This is a genomic window from Halomarina pelagica (assembly GCF_024228315.1).
GTDB lineage: Archaea > Halobacteriota > Halobacteria > Halobacteriales > Haloarculaceae > Halomarina > Halomarina pelagica.
In genome coordinates this window covers 1,399,535-1,412,575 of sequence record NZ_CP100454.1, presented here as the reverse complement: position 1 = coordinate 1,412,575, position 13,041 = coordinate 1,399,535, and the positions used below count along the sequence as shown (strand labels likewise).

Sequence of the window (13,041 nt, the reverse complement as noted above, 5' to 3'; positions counted from 1 at the left end):
AGCACGCCCGGAAGGAACACGACGCCGTCGTCTGATGGTTCTGGGGTGGACTCCCTCGGGGAGTTCCGATCACCCCCAACAAGCGTAAACCCCGGTCGCTCCTGAGAGACTGCGATGACGTCCGGCTATCGACTCGGCTTCCGCTCGCTCGACGGGGAGGTCGACGCCTCCCTGCCGGTCGAGGGGTCGATCCCGCCGTGGCTCTCGGGGACGCTCGTTCGGAACGGCCCCGCGCTGTTCGAGGCGGCCGGTCGATCCGTCGTCCACTGGTTCGACGGACTCGCGATGCTCCACGCGTTCGCCGTCGACGACGGCGTCCGCTACCGCAATCGCTTCCTCCGGGGCGAGGCCTACCGCGCCGTTCGCGCCGGACGGCTCGCCCCGGGGTTCGCGGACGTCGGCTCGCCGGACTCGACGCTCGCTCGCCTCAAGGCGCTGGTCGCCGCCGAAGTGGGGGATGGGAAGGGAGCGACGATCTCCTCGACGGCGCTCGACGCCTGGCGACGGCCCGGGGACAACGCGAACGTCATCGTCGAGCGGATCGGCGGCGAGTACGTCGCGCTGACCGAGTCCCCCTACCGGGTGGCGGTCGATCCCGAGACCCTCGCGACGCTCGGAACCGTCCGTCCGGACCCGCCCAGGGGGCACCTCACCTGCGCCCACCTCCACCACGACCGGGCGACGGGCGATGTCGTGGGGTACGACGTGCGCTTCGGGTGGCCCTCGCGGTACCTCGTCCACGCGACCGACGCGAGCGGGGAGCGGACGCTCCTCGCCTCGATCGACGTCCGCGAGCCGTCGTACATGCACAGCTTCGCGCTCACGCCGAACTACGTCGTCCTGACCGAGTTCCCGTTCGTCGTCGACCCGCTCGACATGATCCGACCCGACAGCGGCGGGTCGTTCGTCGACGCCTACCGATGGGAGCCCGACCGCGGAACTCGCGTCACCGTCCTCGACCGGCGCACGGGCGGCATCGTCGCCCGCCCGGTCGCCGAGCCGCTGTTCGGGTTCCACCACGTCAACGCCTACGAGCGCGGCGAGGAACTGGTCTGTGACCTCGTGACGTTTCCCGATCCCTCGCCGATCGAGGGAACGTACCTCGACGTGCTCCGCCGGGAGGCGTACGACGCGCCCGGCGGCGCGCTGACGCGCCTCCGGATCGAACTCCGCGCCCGGGGCCCGCCGCCGGTCTCCTGCGAGACGCGCTACGCGGGCGGGATCACCCTGCCGCGGGTCTCCCCCCTCGTCCGCCAGCGGGAACACCGGTTCGTCTACGGGCAGGGGACGGACGAACGCGCGACGGACTTCGCCCACCGGGTGGTGAAGGTGGACGCGACGACGGGCGAGACGCGCCGGTTCTCCCGCGACGGCTGGTACTTCGGCGAGCCCGTCTTCGTCCCCGCCCCCCGGCCGGCGACGGAGGACGACGGCGTCGTGCTCGCCGTCGCGCTCGACACCGAAGAGGCGCACTCGTGGCTGGTGTTCCTCGACGGCGAGACGCTCGAGGAACGAGCGCGTGCGGCGGTCCCGCACGCCATCCCGTTCGACTTCCACGGGCGGTTCTTCCCGGCGCTCCGCTAGCTAGTCGTCGACGGCCGTCGTCTCGACCTGGGGGCCGCTCCGCACGACGTGGCCGTACTTGAGCAGCGCGACGAAGACCGTCCCTCCGATGGCGTTTCCGACGGTCGAGAGCAGGAGGAAGTAGCCGTAGTCGAGGAGGGTGAGCTTCGTCCCGGCGAACACCGCCATGAGCACCTCGACGGTCCCCGCGATGGAGTGGGGCAGGTGGGCGAGGGCGATGGCGGTGGCGATGATCCAGACGAAGAACACCCGCGCGATGGACTCCTGGGCGGCGGCGACCAGCCAGGAGAGCAGACCCATCAACCAACCGGCGAGGATGCCTCCCGCCAGCAGGACGGGCCACTCGTGTTTCACCAGGCTGGAGCCGAGTTCGACGAACGCCTTCGACTCGACGACGCCGATCGCGGGAGCCACGAGCACGACGATGGCCGAGAAGGCGACCGCGCCGACGACGTTCCCGGCGTACACGACCCCCCACAGCCGCGCCAGGTCGCCCACCGACGCCCGCCGGTCGAGGACGGGCAGGACGGCGAGCGTGGTGTGCTCGGTGAACAGCTCCGAGCGGCCGAGCACCACGAAGATGAACCCGACGGCGTAGAAGTTGGCGATGAGCAACTCCTTCAGCAACTCGCTCGAGAACGAGAAGCCGGCGAGCGTCAGCACGATCGCCATCAGCAGCGGTCCGAACCCGATGTCGAGGCCCGCCGAGAGCGCCGAGAGGAACAGCCCGTCGGTGGGGCGGCGGAGTTCGCTCAGGCCCTCGCGGATCTGCTCGCTCAGGATGTCCTCCTGGGACTTCTGCCGGTCCGACGACCGCCCGTCCGCCGCTGACTCGCTCGATGCCGAGACCATGATGGCGTGACACTACACGAGTCGGGAGTAAAACCCTCGCGGCCCTCCTGATCGCTGGCGGCACTCTCACCCGTCTGTGACTTTCCACCCGGCGTTCGACCTCGCCACGCACAGGCAAGGATTTCGTCTCCAGATTCTGTCGTATTGGCGACAACTGTTATATCCTGCTCGCGTACTGTTTCCGGTATGGTGCTACGAACTACCACCACGGACGCGCGTTTCACGACCCCGTCGACCCGGGGGACCGGGACGATCCGAGCGACCCGGACGAGCCCGGCGGGCGAGGGGGTCCGCCGATGACGCTCTCGGCCGCCCTCCTGCCGCTCCAGTTCAGCGGCGAGTTCCTCTACTGGGCGCTGATCTTCTTCGTGCTGGCGATCGTCGCCGGACTGGCGGGGTTCAGGGGCGTCGCGGGACTCTCGATGGAGATCGCGCGGATCCTCGTCCTCGTGTTCCTCGTGCTGGCGGTCATCGCACTGATACTGTGAGCGGCGGGCGGCCGGCGAGGCGCGGCGCGCGCCCCCTCCCGGATCGCCGCTCGTTCGGCGGGGCGACCTCGTAGTCGATGAACCGAACGCGGACCTCGACCGACTGGTTCGTCCGTTCGAGGATCCGCCGCTGGATGGTCGCCGCGAGGTTCGTATACTCCCGTTCGCTCGTGCGCCCGAAGGTGACCGTCACCGTCTCCGGGCGCTCGAACAGCCCGACGTCGTTGTACTGCGTGCTGATCCCGAGGAGCTGGAGCTGGCGGTACTGGCCCTCGTCGACGGTCCCAGCGACCTCGTTGGCCACGGCGTGCTCGTAGGTGATGTGCTGGTAGGTCGCCCCGGCCGTGACCACCCCGATGACGACGAACGACGTCACCGCGACGACGTACGCCGCGCTCCGGAGGTCGAACCCGAGGTCGCCCCACGCGCCGCTCACGACCGACGAGTGGTATCCCAGCGCGAGCAGCGTCGCGTAGGCGGTCACGTTGATGAACACGATGTTCATCAGGAGGAGGACGAGCGCGCCGACCGACATCAGCGCGTCGCCCCACACCACGCCGAGGCCGACCGTCGCGGCCGACGGGACGATGGCCGCCGCGACGGCGACCCCGGCGATGGCGACCGGGAGGTCCGTCGCCAGCGCCAGCGCGCCCGCCGCGCCCGCGCAGACGGCGATGGCGAGCGCGAGCAGGCTCGGCGTGAGGAAGAACGCCACCTGTTCGAGCTGCGAGACCTGCAGCGACCGCGGGACGAACCCCAGCCGGGCGAGCCCCACGCTGACGACCGTCGAGGTCAGGATCGCGACGGAGAGACCGAGCGCCTGCGACCCGACGCTGTCGGCGACCATCTTCCGGTCCCGGATGACGATGCCGACCGCCCCCGAGAGGGTCGATCCCGCGAACGGCGCGATCACCATCGCGCCGACGATGACGATGGAGGAGTCGAGCAGCAGCCCCGCGGCGGCGACGATCGCCGACAGCGCCGAGAGCACGACGTAGGTCGGCCGGTTCGGCCAGAGGTCCTGCGCCCGCGCTCGCAGTTCCGAGTGAGAGACCCCGAACTGTCCCTGCGGTCCCTCGACGTACTCCTCGGTCAGGCCGTCCACGTTCGCCCCGACGATCGTCTCGGCGGACGTGACGACCGTGTGCGCGCCCGGGTCGAGGCCCGCCTCCTCGAGGCGTTCGAACACCACCTCGACCGCCCCCGTCGGCACGGGGACGTGGAACACGACGCCGTCGCGTTCGACGGCCTCGACGATCACGTGTTTCACCCCCATCTCCTCGAACACCCGCTCCGCCGCCTCGCGCTGGTCCGTCGGCACCAGCACCTCCATCTGTCGCATTGCCGGTCCCTCTCGACGCGGTGGGAAAACCGTTGTTGCCCGCGTCGTGACCGTCGGATCGACCGACGAGATCGGTGCCGGTCCGGGACGAGCGCGGGGACGCGAGCGCGGGATCGAGTGCGAGCGTGAGGACGCGGCGTTCCCCGCCGGACGCTTCGTCCGCCCCGCCCTCGAATCCGAAGGCCCAAAGGTGCGTGGCGGCGTCCGTCCTCCCGATGAACGTTATCGAGGTCGCCGAGGGGGCGCTCGCGACGGGTCCCGTCTGTGACTCCTGTCTCGGCCGCCTCCTCGCGGACCGGAGCTTCGGGCTGACCAACGAGAAGCGGGGCGACGCCCTGCGCGTCGCGCGGGCGCTCGCCGCGGACGATCCCTACGAGGCCCCCCCGGTCGAGGATTGCTGGGTCTGCGAGGGCGAGTGCGGCCGCTTCGAGGAGTACGCCGACCGCGCGCTCGCCGCGCTCGACGGCCGGGACTTCCGCACCTACCAGGTGGGGACGCGCGTCCCACCCCTGTTAGAGGAGAACGACCGCTTCCTCCGGGAGGACGCGGGACTCCCCGCCGACGCCGGCGAGGGGATGAACGGCGAGTTCAACCGCGAGGTCGGAAAGCGCATCGGCGCGGCCACCGACGCCGAGGTCGACCTCGAACGCCCGGACGTGCTCGTGCTGATCGACCTCGCGACCGACGAGATCGAGGTGCAGGTGAACTCCGCGTTCGTCTACGGCCGCTACCGGAAGCTCGAACGCGACATCCCCCAGACGCGCTGGCCGTGCTCCGACTGCGGGGCGTCGGGACTGCGCCGCGGGGCACCCTGCGAGACGTGCGGCGGGACGGGCTACCGCTACGAGACGAGCGTCGAGCAACTCACCGCGCCGGTCGTCCTGGAGGCGATGGACGGGAGCGAGGCGGTCTTCCACGGCGCGGGCCGCGAGGACGTCGACGCGCTCATGCTGGAGGGCGGCCGCCCGTTCGTCATCGAGGTGAAGGAGCCGCGTCGGCGCGACGTCGACGTCGAGCGACTCGAACGCGAGATCAACGAGTTCGCCGACGGCCGCGCCGAGGTCGAGGGACTCCGCCTCGCGACCCACGACATGGTCGAGCGGGTGAAGGGCCTCGACGCGGCGAAGACCTACCGCGCGACCGTCGAGTTCTCCGAACCCGTGACCGCGGCGGACCTGCGCGCGGCGCTCGACGAACTCGAGGGGACCACGGTCGACCAGCGTACGCCCCATCGGGTGAGCCACCGTCGCGCCGACATCGTCCGCACCCGGACGGTCTACGAGATCGACGGCGAACTGGCCGACGAGCGTCGCGCGACCGTCGACATCCGCGGCGAGGGCGGGCTCTACGTGAAGGAACTCGTCTCCGGCGACGAGGGGCGCACCGAGCCCAGCCTCGCGGGACTGCTCGGCGTCGGCGCGACGGTGACCGCGCTCGACGTGCTCAGCGTGGAGGGGGAGGACGAGCCGTTCGAACGGCCCGAGTTCTTCCGCGACGAACCCGTCGAGTGATCTCCCTCCCCGTCCAGCGGGGTTCGAATACGGAGGCTCGGTCGATGTGATCGTCACTGACGACGCCTCCGAACGCTCCCTCCCGCTCGATTCTCACCCCCGAGCGTGCGGTACGCGGCTATCCGAGCCACAACCATTATAGATATTGAGTAACAATGACGTGGTAGGGTGTAGCATCATGTGTCACCACTTCACGGAGGAGTACGCCTACCACTACGAACGCGAGGCGCGAACCGAGCTGGATCGGACGCGGGAGATCGACGACGAGGAGCCGGACGCCGAACGCGTCCCGCTCGAGGCCGACGACTGACGCTCCCGTTCGTCGTCCCCGTTCGTCGGTCCCCGTTCGTCGGTCCCCGTTCGTCGGTCCCCGTTCGTCGGTTCCCGCCGGCGACGGGGCGGGACTCGCGCTCACCAGCGATCGACCGTCTGGAGGTGCTCCCAGAGGTCGCTCGCGGTGATCACGTCGAGTTCGCCGGCCCGCTCCCGCCGGTGGACGTACTCGACCAGCTTCTCGAACTTCGACCCCTCGAAGCGGTGAAAGAGGGGGATCGACAGCGAGCGGTGCTCCACCGCGAGGTCGACCAGTTCCTTCGCGCTCTCCAGGTCGCCGTGGACGTCGTCGGCCCCGACCTGTAACGGGTTGGTGAGCGCGTAGTTCGTCGGCGAACTCCCGCCGAACGCGAGGTCGAAGTGCTCGTCGGCGACCGTGATCGACGTCCCGTCGTAGGCTCCGTACGGTCGGACGAGGAAGTTCGTCCCCCGCGTGATCCCGATGTCGTCGAAGAACGCGTTCATCTCCTCGATGTTCGCCCGGAACTCCGCCTCGGAGAACTCCGTGACGTTCTGGTGTGCGGTCGTGTGGTTGCAGAGGTCCCACCCGGCGTCCTGCATCTCGTGGAGGTGCGGGACCGTGAGCCGCGTCCTGCGTCCGATCTCCCGCTTGACGACCGCCTCGACGGCCGGATAGCCGTACTCCTGGAGCGTCGTGAAGTAGTCCGTGTAGTGGTGGCGGTGGCTGTCGTCGAACCGGAAGATCAGCTTCCCGCGGTCGGGCTTCGGGTGCGCGCGGAGGTCGTCGAGCCAGAGGCGGATCGGGCGGTGGTTCCCCGCGTACATCATGAACACGAGCTTCGTGACGTTCGAGAGGTCCGGCGACCCCTTCGTCCGCGTCGGCGCGAGGTCGAACCGCTGCCAGCGGAGGTCCTTGTTCGCGATGTAGGGGTACCCGAACTCGACCCAGTTGTCGTCGTCCGGCGCGTACGCGGTGAGCGTGAACGTCGGCTGGGAGTTCGCGGGGCGCTCGAAGTACGAGGCGAACGACAGAGCCGCATCCGAGAGGTCGATCGGGTCGTCGGCGTAGTCGCCGATCAGGACCATCTGGTGGCGTCCCTCGTACCGGAGCGATTGGGACGCGCCGAAGCGAACGTCCGGGTCGGCGACGATCGTCCCCTCGCCGGACCAGCGCGAGAGGTCGCTCATGTCGTCCACGAGTCGCCCGCCGGAGAAGTACCGACCGAGGTACGGCGGACTGACCGCCCTCGAGTCGGGCGTCTCCGTCTCCGCCTCGGCGTCCGTCCCCGTCTCGGAACCCCCACCTCCCCCCGGCGTCCGATCGGAACCGTTCGTCCGACTCGGTCGCGTCGACTCGGTGTCCACGAGGCCGGTACAGCCGGATCCCAGCGCGAGCGCGCCCGTCGCGAGGAACGCGCGACGGGTCGTCCGCCGCCTGTCGGGTGACATGTCCGACCCCTCGCCGTCACGTATCATCGTAAGTGAGTGTCTACACGATCGTTACGTTCGGGATAGGACGAACTCGGGCGGACGTGACGGTCACTAACCCGTCTCGGTGACGCGCGCCGACGGTTCCGACGTCCCGCGCGTCCGTCGGTAATCGGCGCGTAACGGCCGCGAACGGCGACGAACGGTGGCTACCCTACGGGGCGAGCGCCACGTCGAGCGAGAGCATCACGACGACGCCGAGCATCGTCCCCAGGGTCGCGACGCGCTCGTGGCCCCGCGAGTGCGTCTCGGGGACGATCTCGTCGCTGATGACGAACAGCATCCCGCCGGCGGCGAAGCCCATCGCGTAGGGGAGCGCCGGGGCCGCGACGGTCACGGCCAGCGCCCCGAAGACGGCGAGCGGGATCTCGACGAGCCCCGCCCGGACGCCCGCGACGGCGGCGTAGAAGTAGCGCCCGAAGCCGGCGTTGATCGCGGCGACGGAGACGGCGAGGCCCTCGGGGACGTTCTGGACGCCGATGGCGAGCATCAGCGCGAGCGCGTCGCCGACGTTCCCCGATCCGAACCCGACGCCGACGGCCAGCCCCTCGGGCATGTTGTGGAGCGTGATCGCGACGATGAACAGCAGGACGGACGCGGTGCGCGGGTTCCCGCGTCCGGGGTCCCGGCGGGTGTCGCCCGTGACGACGACGTGGACGTGCGGCACCCAGTCGTCCGCCCGGTCGAGCAGGAGCGCGCCGAGGACGAAGCCGACGAGCACCGGGACGATCCCGTCCAGCGCGACGCCGCCGATCGAGAGCGCGCGGTACGCCGGCCGCGAGGCGAAGTCGATACCCGGCAGGAGGAGGCTGGTGAACGACGCGGCGAGCATCACGCCGGCGGCGAACCCCAGCGCGCCGTCGAGCGCGCGCTCCGAGGGGTCGCGCCAGACAAGCACGAGCAGCGCGCCGAAGGCGTTGAACAGCGCGATGACCGTCCCGCCGACCAGCCCCTGCACTAGCGGGCTCGCCGCCGCGAGCGCCGCCACGACGCCCTCTACCGCCATCGCCACACCTCACACGGGCCGCTCGCGCTCATCGTCCGTCCGTGCGTCGGCCGCCCGTATCTATCTCCCGCCGGGACGACACGCCTTTGTCGCTGCGCGTCTCCGGGGCGAGTATGCACTTCGGCGCGGACGAGGCCGGCAAGGGACCGGTGCTCGGTCCCATGGTCGCCGCCTGCGTCGTCGCCCCGGCGTCGGCGCTCCCCGACGGGATCGACGACTCGAAGCGCCTCGCGCCCGCGCGCCGGGAATCGCTCGCCGCCTCCCTCCGCGCCCACGCCGACGTGACCGTCGGCGTCGCACGGATCCCGGTCGCGCGCATCGACGACCCCGGCGCGGACATGAACTCGCTCACGGTCGCCGCCCACGCCGAGGCCATCGCCGACGCGGGCGTCCCGGGGCGGGGGCTCTCGGGCGTCGTCGACGCGGGCGACGTGGACGCCGCGCGGTTCGGCCGCCGGGTCGCCGCGGCCCTCGACGCCGAGGTCGAGGTCCACCCCGAGCACCGCGCCGACGAGACCCACCCGCACGTCGCGGCGGCGAGCGTGATCGCCAAGGTAGAGCGCGACGCCCGCGTCGCCCGGATCGCGGCGGAGTACGGCGAGGTGGGGAGCGGCTACCCGAGCGACCCGATCACCCGCGAGTTCCTTCGGGAGTACGTCCGCGAGCACGGGGCGCTCCCGGCGTGCGCCCGCTCGTCGTGGAAGACCTGCGACGACGTGCTGGCGGCGGCCGAGCAGTCGTCGCTCGACGCGTTTTGACCCGACTATTCGACAGCAGGTCGGGGAGCGTTCTCGTACTTGATCATCTTCTCGGGCTTGTCGGCGATCGTCTCGTAGATGCGCTGGAGCGTCTCCTCGGCCCCCAGGAGGTTGTGATCCTCGAGGAACGTCCGGCCCTCGTCGGTTAGCCCGTAAAACTTCCACGGATACCCCTGACGGCGCTCGTCGTCCGGGAGCGCGACCCCTCTGACGATGCCGGCGTCGATCAGCTTCTGAATGTGCTTGTAGACCGTCGCGTCGCTCACGCTCGGATTCATCTGCTCGAGTTCGTACATCGACGGGAGCTGTTCGGGGTGCTGGAGGATGTTGTTGACCAGCGCGAACCGCGTCCGCTGGGTCACGAAGTGAACGAGTTCGCGGGCGTCCGTGCCTTCGGGCGTTCCTACGTCGACGCTCATACCGACCTGTACGAGGTGCCGCGGCAAGTAATTTACCCTTGGGTAAATTACTCTGGAGTAAACAAAAGGTTCCTGAATCGGTAGATTACTCAGTAAATCATGCTCAGTTCCCGTACAATCCGTTGAGTATGACCGACGAGTCACCGGTTCCCGAAGAAGTCCTCACAAGCGTGAGGGATCGACTCGATCAGGACGAGTTATCGCTGGCAGACAACGAGGAGATCCTCCGTGCGCTGAGCGAACTTACGCCCGTATACGAGAACGACCGCTCGTACTTCGTCCTCGGGAACTACGATCGCGAACCGATTCGTCGATTGAATCTCGTAGTCGACCGTCTGAACCGCCGAGAAGATGCCTATGCATTCCGAATGGTCGATATCCGCGGTGAGTGGGACAACAGCATTCAGAAATTCTGTCTCATCGCCGATCTCGTCACGTACGTCGTGGGCGTCGCCGAGAAGGACCCCAGCGACTTCCTCGTCGAACAGGGTCTGCTCGTCGGGACGGTCGAATATTTCGCGAAGAGTCACGTCCTCAAACGGGAATACGAAGACGAAGACCACCCGTTCGGATGGATGCAGAACGGCGTCTTCGAACTGCTCGAAGACGGAGGACGACTGTATCGATGGCGAACCGACGAGGACCTCGTTGACGCCGTCGAGAACCTGCCGTAACGCTGTATCCGGGCACTGCACGGTACCTCCTCGATACGACGGACGGATGAGAGGGGAGTTCAGGTGAGCACAGTCAGAGACGACCTCGTATTACTCACCCAGCACCAGGTTTCGGAGCACGTCGCCGTACGCCGGTCGCGTGATCAGCACGCCGATGAGGACGCCGACGATGGTGACGATGGCGAACCCCTGGAGGTCGCCGAGCGAGAGCACCGCGAGCGGCGACATGGCGACGATGGTGGTCGCGGCGGCCGCGCCGATGACCCAGAACGCCCGCCGGAAGCGCGAGCGGAACACCTTGCCCGTGCGCACGTCCCCCTGCTGGAGGATCTCGTCGGCGATGATGACGAGGTCGTCCACCCCCGTCCCGATGACGGCGATGAACCCGGCGATGTGCGAGAGGTCGAGCGCCAGGCCGACCGCGGCGGCGAAGCCGAGGAGGATGTACACCTCGGCGGCGGCCGTCAGGATGAGCGGGGCGGCGACGCTCGGCTTGCGATAGCGGTAGGCCACGACGCCCGCGACGGCGACCCACGCGATGAGCCCCGTCACCAGCGAGAACGTCTTGAACCGATCGGCGAGGCTCGGCTGGAGGAAGTACGTCGTCCCCGAGTCGATGTCGAGGCGGGCCGGGAGCGCCCCCGCCTCGAGGTTCAGTCGGAGTTCCTGCGCCTCGGATATGTTCCGCGCGCTCGTCTGGAACGACGGAGTGGTCACGAACTCGCCCTGCTCGATGCTCGAGGCGAGGCTCGGGCCCATGGCGGCGGAGTAGACGACCTCGCCGTCGACGACCGTCAGCAGGCAGTACCCCGGATCGTTCGGGCTCTGCTCGTACCGGCAGTTCGCGACGCCCGGCCCCGTGAACCCGAACTGCTGCATCGCGTTCGAGAAGTTCCGGGCGGCCTGCTGTTCGAGCGCCACCGGGACGACCGGTCGCCCCTGCTGGTCGCGCGTGACGGGTTGCACGTCCGCGAGGTCGTTCTGCGTGAGCAGCGAGACGCGGCGGTAGTCGGTCCCGTTCGTGGCGTTCGTGCCGTTCCCGCCGCCCGTGGCGTTCCCCTGCGCGGGGAACACGGCCACGATCTCGACGCGCCCGCGGTCGCCGATGAGGTCGACGAGCTGCGAGCGGTTCACGCCCGGTGCCTCCACGAGGATGAACGACTCCCCGTCGGCGGACGTGACGACGCTCGCCCCGCCGCCGGCGAAGCCGGCGGACCCCTGTATCTTCCGGTCGAGCACCTCCGCCGCCGTCTCCATCGTCTGCCGGGTGACGCCGTCTCTGATGTCGCTCTTCGGCACGTCGTACCCCGCTTTCTGGAGCGCCCGCGCGAACTCCGCCTTCGTGACGTTCTCGGCGAACACCTCGACGGTGCCGCCCCCGCTGGCGTTGGGGTTCGCGCTCACCTGCACGTCGATCTGGGAGACGCCGAGGTTCGAGGCGATCTCGCGCTGCGCGCTCCGTTGCTCCTGCGGGTCGACGTTCACGCCCTCGGCGGTCAGCCCGACGAGCGGCGCGCGAAGCCGCGTCCCGCCGGCGAGTTCGAGGCCGTAGTCGAGGTTGGTCGGTCCCCCGCCGGTCGCGGCGGCGGCCGTGGCGTTCCCGTCGCTCGCGGCCGCGGCACCGCCGCTCCCCCGCGGCGCGAACAGGGCCACGCTGCTGGCGACGAGGATGACGACCAGCAGGAGGATCCGCCAGTTGTCGCGGAGGCGACTCATCGGGCGACACCCTCGTACTTGTAGTACCGAAGCAGGCTCACGTTGAGGAGGTAGGTGTTCACGAGGTCGGCGGTGAGGCCGAAGACGAGGATCAGCCCGATCTCCGGGAGGAGCGGGATCCCGAACACGAACGGCGAGGCGACGACGGTCATCACCGCCATCGCGGCGATCGAGGTGAGCGTCATCGTCACCCCCGTCCGCATGGCGCGGTAGGTCGACTCGTAGAAGCCGCCGCTGCGCCGGAGGACGTGGTTGTTCAGGAGGATGTCGGAGTCGACGCTGTACCCGATCAGCATCAGGAGGGCGGCGACCGTCCCCAGCGAGAGCTTGATGCCGAAGAGGTTCATCAGGGCGACGGGGATCACGATGTCGGAGAACGCGCTGGCGACGACGGCGAGGGAGGGGACGAACGTCCGAAAGAGGAGGAACACGAGGACGCTCATCCCGACGAACGCCGCGCCGACGCCGAGGAGCGCCTGGCGCTGGGCGTCCGCCCCGAACGTCGGCGAGCGCGACTGCGAGGCGAGCACGTCGTACCCGGCGTCGCTCGCCGCGGCGGTGATCTCCCGGACCTGGCTGTCCTTCGTCGCCTGGAAGGTGACGATGTACTGGTCGCTCTCGCCCAGGCCGACCGCCTGCACGGACTCGACGGGGTAGGGGACGCGCTCCTCGAACGTCGCGCGGACCTGCTCGGCCGAGTCGGTCGTCCGGATCTGCACTTCCGTGCCGCCGGTGAAGTCGACGCCGAGCGCCACGGGAGTCCCGGTGGCGACGTACCACCCGGCGATTATCAGGAGCGCGACCGCCAGCAGGGCCACGGGGACGGCCGCTAACTGGCGGTTCGTGTACCGGGTATAATCGACCTCCGGCACCTCGAAACGAACCATATCGACGGTCTGCGGGGGCCTC

The 13,041-nt window shown here is 69.4% G+C and carries 13 protein-coding genes; 6 read left to right on the top strand and 7 right to left on the bottom strand.

The window, feature by feature from the left end; genetic code table 11:
• Positions 1 to 114: 114 nt before the first annotated feature.
• A complete protein-coding gene (locus tag NKI68_RS07435; protein ID WP_254546086.1) occupies positions 115 to 1,584 on the top strand; it encodes a carotenoid oxygenase family protein in 1,470 nt (489 codons plus the stop codon).
• Here the strand turns inward: NKI68_RS07435 and NKI68_RS07430 are convergent, their stop codons facing one another.
• Complete coding sequence (locus NKI68_RS07430; protein WP_254546085.1) at positions 1,585 to 2,436, bottom strand: formate/nitrite transporter family protein; 852 nt, start codon at positions 2,434 to 2,436, stop codon at positions 1,585 to 1,587.
• Between the two features lie 296 nt (positions 2,437 to 2,732).
• Here NKI68_RS07430 and NKI68_RS07425 point away from each other — a divergent pair, with 296 nt between their 5' ends.
• Positions 2,733 to 2,924, top strand: coding sequence for a DUF1328 domain-containing protein (locus NKI68_RS07425; protein WP_254546084.1), 192 nt, complete (start codon positions 2,733 to 2,735; stop codon positions 2,922 to 2,924).
• On the opposite strand, the gene NKI68_RS07420 is transcribed toward NKI68_RS07425, so the two are convergent.
• Complete coding sequence (locus NKI68_RS07420; RefSeq protein WP_254546083.1) at positions 2,905 to 4,266, bottom strand: DUF389 domain-containing protein; 1,362 nt, start codon at positions 4,264 to 4,266, stop codon at positions 2,905 to 2,907. The two genes, NKI68_RS07425 and NKI68_RS07420, sit on opposite strands and share 20 nt — an antisense overlap.
• A 215-nt stretch (positions 4,267 to 4,481) precedes the next feature.
• On the opposite strand from NKI68_RS07420, the gene NKI68_RS07415 reads away from it, so the two are divergent.
• Together NKI68_RS07415 and NKI68_RS23550 are read left to right on the top strand one after the other, a co-directional pair.
• Positions 4,482 to 5,777, top strand: coding sequence for a tRNA pseudouridine(54/55) synthase Pus10 (locus NKI68_RS07415; protein ID WP_254546081.1), 1,296 nt, complete (start codon positions 4,482 to 4,484; stop codon positions 5,775 to 5,777).
• A gap of 178 nt (positions 5,778 to 5,955) precedes the next feature.
• Positions 5,956 to 6,087 (top strand): hypothetical protein, encoded by a 132-nt coding sequence (locus NKI68_RS23550; protein WP_256562680.1) that lies wholly within the window; start codon positions 5,956 to 5,958, stop codon positions 6,085 to 6,087.
• 101 nt (positions 6,088 to 6,188) lie between these two features.
• On the opposite strand, the gene NKI68_RS07410 is transcribed toward NKI68_RS23550, so the two are convergent.
• Both NKI68_RS07410 and NKI68_RS07405 read right to left on the bottom strand, forming a co-directional pair.
• Positions 6,189 to 7,520 (bottom strand): polysaccharide deacetylase family protein, encoded by a 1,332-nt coding sequence (locus tag NKI68_RS07410; protein ID WP_254546079.1) that lies wholly within the window; start codon positions 7,518 to 7,520, stop codon positions 6,189 to 6,191.
• A gap of 193 nt (positions 7,521 to 7,713) precedes the next feature.
• Positions 7,714 to 8,565, bottom strand: a complete 852-nt coding sequence (locus NKI68_RS07405; RefSeq protein WP_254546078.1) for a ZIP family metal transporter — start codon at positions 8,563 to 8,565, stop codon at positions 7,714 to 7,716.
• 113 nt (positions 8,566 to 8,678) lie between these two features.
• On the opposite strand from NKI68_RS07405, the gene rnhB reads away from it, so the two are divergent.
• Entirely contained in the window at positions 8,679 to 9,323 is a 645-nt protein-coding gene (gene rnhB, locus NKI68_RS07400; protein ID WP_254546077.1) for a ribonuclease HII, read from the top strand.
• A gap of 5 nt (positions 9,324 to 9,328) precedes the next feature.
• Here the strand turns inward: rnhB and NKI68_RS07395 are convergent, their stop codons facing one another.
• Positions 9,329 to 9,742, bottom strand: coding sequence for a helix-turn-helix transcriptional regulator (locus NKI68_RS07395; RefSeq protein WP_254546076.1), 414 nt, complete (start codon positions 9,740 to 9,742; stop codon positions 9,329 to 9,331).
• A gap of 128 nt (positions 9,743 to 9,870) precedes the next feature.
• On the opposite strand from NKI68_RS07395, the gene NKI68_RS07390 reads away from it, so the two are divergent.
• Entirely contained in the window at positions 9,871 to 10,416 is a 546-nt protein-coding gene (locus tag NKI68_RS07390; protein WP_254546075.1) for a DUF8170 family protein, read from the top strand.
• 90 nt (positions 10,417 to 10,506) lie between these two features.
• Here NKI68_RS07390 and NKI68_RS07385 read toward each other — a convergent pair whose 3' ends face one another.
• Both NKI68_RS07385 and secF read right to left on the bottom strand, forming a co-directional pair.
• Positions 10,507 to 12,132: a preprotein translocase subunit SecD gene (locus tag NKI68_RS07385; protein WP_254546074.1), complete on the bottom strand. Its 1,626-nt coding sequence runs from the start codon at positions 12,130 to 12,132 to the stop codon at positions 10,507 to 10,509.
• Positions 12,129 to 13,019: a protein translocase subunit SecF gene (gene secF / locus NKI68_RS07380; protein WP_254546073.1), complete on the bottom strand. Its 891-nt coding sequence runs from the start codon at positions 13,017 to 13,019 to the stop codon at positions 12,129 to 12,131. The genes NKI68_RS07385 and secF overlap by 4 nt, the downstream gene beginning before the upstream one ends.
• Positions 13,020 to 13,041: the final 22 nt, after the last annotated feature.